Origin of the sequence: Shewanella sp. T24-MNA-CIBAN-0130, from assembly GCF_040310185.1 — a bacterium.
Classification (GTDB): domain Bacteria; phylum Pseudomonadota; class Gammaproteobacteria; order Enterobacterales; family Shewanellaceae; genus Shewanella; species Shewanella psychromarinicola.
In genome coordinates, this window is the sequence record NZ_JBEOPP010000106.1 from 1 (window position 1) to 3,281 (window position 3,281).

Consider the following 3,281-nt stretch of genomic DNA (forward strand, 5'->3'; position numbering starts at 1 on the left):
TGTTAACGCCAGTCTAAAAGCGCCACTATTTGCCGAATTTAACGATAAGCAGATCTTTCCTCATCAAAAAAATCATTCGCTAATAGGATCAATTCAAGTTTTTAATTCTAAAATAAAAATCAATAGACAGGCAAAGTTGACGTTTAAGGGCTATAAAAAGAAATGTTGATGAGAATGGTATGACGCCACTATGATTTGACGGTCCCAACGACGTCATACCCAATAAAACCGTGCAGGTGCACGACCCAATTAAGTGTTGCATATTTTGGGATAAAATCCAGCCCTCATTGACCTTTTATGTCAATGCCAACATCTAGCCGCCTTTATCAATGTCTTCGCTGTCACTCACCTGTTGTGATCTGTCATCGGTGTGATCATGGTCAACGTTATTGCACTAACGGATGTAGCACTCAAGCAAGAGGGGCTTCACTCAAACGTGCCAGTAAAAAATATCAAAATACCCGACAAGGTCGTTTCAATAACGCGGCACGACAACAACGTTTTCGAGACCGTCAAAAAGAAAAAGTAACGCATCACTCTTCCCTTCACATTCCCCGCAATGCTGTACTGTCCAAGCGATTAACTACGCATGAGCACCCAAGAAATCGACAGCACCAGACGACAATAATGTGTTGTCACCATTGTGGTGAGGTCTGTAGCGCGTTTTTACGACATGATTTTTTACGTCACCCTGCCCGTAAAGGCAAACTACGTTGGTGAGCTGCAAACATTCAGCGAAGGAAACAAAAAATGGCCATTGATAAAACGATTGAAACAAAAATATTACGCTATTACTTTGTTGAAAAATGGCGCACAGGCACCATTGCGACACAATTGGGTATTCATCACTCGGTGGTTGACCGCGTGCTAGCTTTTGCTGGTTTGCCCAAAATCGAACGCACCCAACGCACATCCATCATCGATCCTTACTTACCCTTTATTGTGGAAACGCTTAATGAATTCCCTTCGCTGACCGCTGCAAGGCTTTATGACATGGTAAAGCAACGGGGTTATCCAGGAAGGCCCAGTTTGTTTCGGCAGCGCATCAGTGAATTAAGACCCCGACCGGTACCGGAAGCGTATTTACGGTTAAAAACCCTGCCCGGTGAGCAGGCACAAGTGGATTGGGGGCATTTTGGTCATATTGAAATAGGTCAGGCTAAACGGCCATTGATGGCCTTTGTCATGGTGCTGAGCTGGTCACGGAAAATCTTTTTACAGTTCTACCTAAACCAGCAGATGGAGAATTTTTTACGGGGTCATGTAGCGGCATTCGAGGCATGGGAAGGCTTACCGAAAATTCTGTTATACGACAATTTGAAATCTGCGGTACTCGAGCGTCAAGGTCAGGCGATACGATACCATCCCACCTTACTGGCGTTAGCCAGTCACTATCGTTTTAACCCTCGAGCAGCAGCGCCAAGACGAGGCAATGAAAAAGGGCGTGTTGAACGAGCCATTCGTTATATCCGTGATAGCTTCTTTGCCGGTCGACGTTACGCGTCACTGGATGACTTAAATGCGCAAGCGAATGACTGGTGTCAGGGAACAAGCGCTGACAGGCGTTGTCCTGAGCAAACGGACTTAACGGTAAGAGAAGCGTTCGTACAAGAAAAACCTCGCTTGTTGTCATTACCTGATAACCCGTTTGTTACCGATGAGCAAAAAGTGGTAAAAGCACAAAAAACACCCTATGTGCGTTTTGATTTAAACGACTACACCATTCCTCATCAGTACGTACAAAAACCGCTGACAGTCAGTGCTTGTTTAAAACGAGTACGTATTATTGATGGTGAGTCGTTAATTGCCCAACACCCTAGGTGTTTTAGCAAAGGCGAGCAAATTGAAGATGAGCAGCATATTAATGTCCTGTGGTTGAATAAAACCAACGGCAAAGGCCATCGGAGTCAAAACCGATTGTCTCAAGCATCATCACAAAGTGAAGCCTTTTTACAACAAGCGCTTGCACGGGGGCACCCGTTAAAATCAACGGTGAGTCGGTTGAACCAATTGCTCGATGACTATGGCGCAGCCGAACTGCACAGTGCGCTTGAAGAAGCCATCAAACAAAGCTCGGCCTATGTCGATGCCGTCCAACAAATTCTGGAGCAGCGACGTGAACAACGCCAACAGCCACCACCCGTTGCCGTTAGCGTACCTGAAAAAGTGAAACATCTCGCCGTAAAGGCCGCCAGACTCAGCGATTACGACAAACTGGGAGAAAGTAGCGATGACTGAACAAACCCACCTCAAACAACAAGCGATTGAGCTAAAGCTGCACGGTTTAATCGCCCACTGGCACGATATCACGCAAGAGCAAGCAACGTCGCTGACACAATGGTTAACGTGGGAATTAACCGAGCGTCAACAACGCTCACTCGAAAGACGGTTGGTCAATGCCAAGCTTGGACGTTTTAAACACTTAACAGCATTTGACTGGCAATGGCCTAAGAAAATAGACCAACAAGCAATACACCGCCTGATGCAGCTTGAATTTTTAACCGAGGCCAGCAATATTATTCTTATAGGCAGTAATGGTGTCGGTAAATCCACGCTGGCTCAAAATCTGGGGTACAAAGCTGTCATGCAAGGAAACACGGTGTTATTTACCACCGCAGCGAATATGCTTAATGACTTAGCCGCCCAAGATGGCGACAACGCCCTAAGACGAAGACTCACCTATTACACTAAACCCAAATTGCTCGTCATTGATGAAGTCGGCTATCTCTCCTACAGCAACCGTCACGCCGATTTATTGTTTGAAATCATCAACCGGCGTTACGAAAAAAACAGCACTATCGTCACGACCAACAAACCCTTCAGCGAATGGAACCAAGTGTTTCCTAATGCAGCCTGCGTGGTATCACTCATAGACCGTTTAGTACATCACAGCGAGGTCATTGCTATCGAAGGGGATTCATATCGCATGAAAGAAGCCCAAGAGCAAGCCAACAAACGACGCGGCGTCAACAAAGACATCGCCAAAGGAAAAGCCAAATGAGAACAATCAAAATCACGACTCACTGGACAACAGAGCAAGCGGACGACATTTACCTGCTTCTTGATGAATTAAAAACAGCTATTTGGCAGAGCTATGGTGCGGACATTGTCAAAATGCATCAAAAAACCGCTAGAGAGCAGGAAGAAAAGAAAGCAGAAGATGGGTTCAACGATGATTTGTTGTTTTAGGCGCTAATCAGCATAAATAAAAGGCTGAACAAGAGGTTTTATTGGCAATTTATTCTGCGGCAAATAACTGCGGGTTTGCGTCGGCACTAACA

Annotated in this window: 3 protein-coding genes; all 3 read left to right on the top strand. The window is 45.6% G+C overall.

Annotated elements, in window-relative coordinates; translation table 11 throughout:
• The first annotated feature begins 750 nt into the window (after positions 1-750).
• The 3 genes from istA to AAEZ02_RS21585 are packed head-to-tail and all read left to right on the top strand — an operon-like array spanning position 751 to position 3,189.
• Entirely contained in the window at positions 751-2,238 is a 1,488-nt protein-coding gene (istA, locus tag AAEZ02_RS21575; protein ID WP_351124959.1) for an IS21 family transposase, read from the top strand.
• A complete protein-coding gene (gene istB, locus AAEZ02_RS21580; RefSeq protein ID WP_351124961.1) occupies positions 2,231-3,001 on the top strand; it encodes an IS21-like element helper ATPase IstB in 771 nt (256 codons plus the stop codon). Before istA ends, istB begins: the two co-directional genes overlap by 8 nt.
• Positions 2,998-3,189 (top strand): hypothetical protein, encoded by a 192-nt coding sequence (locus AAEZ02_RS21585; RefSeq protein WP_351124964.1) that lies wholly within the window; start codon positions 2,998-3,000, stop codon positions 3,187-3,189. The genes istB and AAEZ02_RS21585 overlap by 4 nt, the downstream gene beginning before the upstream one ends.
• Positions 3,190-3,281: the final 92 nt, after the last annotated feature.